This window comes from Actinoplanes sp. NPDC004185 (assembly GCF_053603475.1).
On record NZ_JBSGFR010000139.1, the window covers coordinates 1 to 1,023 of the forward strand.

The window sequence follows — 1,023 nt, forward strand, 5'->3', positions numbered from 1 at the left end:
CAAACAGTGGACGGACCGGATCTGGGCTGTCGAGGGCTGCCAAGGCATTGGCCGGCACATCGCCAACCGGCTCCTGGCCAGCGGCGAGCAGGTCGTCGACGTCCCGCCGAAGCTGTCCGCCCGAGCCCGAGTGTTCGCCACCGGACAGGGCCGCAAGACCGACGCCACCGACGCGCACTCCATCGCGCTGGTCGGCACCCGGATGGCAGGGCTGCGGCCGCTGGTCAACGACGAACAACTGGCGGTGCTACGGATCCTGGCCGACCGGCGCCGCTCGCTCGGCGAGGACCACACTCGGATGGTGTCGCAGCTGCACCAACTGCTGTTGGAGCTCGTCCCGGGCGGGGCGAAGAAGAGCCTATCCGCCGCGCAGGCCAAGGTCTTGCTGACCACGGTCCGCCCGCGGGACACGGCCGGCAAAGCACGCCGCCGGGTGGCTGCGGAGCTGATCGCTGACCTCGAGCGGGTCTACCAACGGTCCAAGCAGGCCGACAAGGAACTCAACGAACTGGTCACCGCTACCGGCACCACCCTGATGGACCTGCACGGCATCGGCCCGTCCGGCGCGGCCCGGTTGCTGATCGAAGTCGGCGCGATCGTCCGCTTCCCGAACCGGGGGCACTTCGCCTCCTGGAACGGCACCGCACCCATCGACGCATCCTCCGGCGACCAAGTCCGTCACCGGCTCTCCCGGGCTGGGAACCGGCAGATCAACCGGGTCCTGCACATCATGGCCACCGTCCAGCTGCGCAATCCGACCGAAGGCCGCGCCTACTTCGACCGCAAGAAAGCAGCCGGGAAGACGTCGATGGAAGCGATGCGGGCGCTGAAACGGCGGCTGTCCGACATCGTCTACCGGCAGATGGTCAACGACGCCAGCATGGCGATGGCGACGGGTTCGGGAGGACACCAGGGAACGTCAGCGAACTCCAGCGTGACCGGCTTGCATCCCCACACCGACTCTTCGGAGAAGTCACTTCCCGAACCCGCCGACAACAAGCTTAGAACGTCACTCGCGCCAGC

1 protein-coding gene is annotated in these 1,023 nt (G+C 67.8%); it reads left to right on the forward strand.

What is annotated here, in order from left to right:
- Nucleotides 1–73 precede the first annotated feature (73 nt).
- Nucleotides 74–1,023 (forward strand): IS110 family transposase (locus ACWEOZ_RS44410; protein WP_451916685.1); only part of this gene is annotated, 950 nt, incomplete at its 3' end.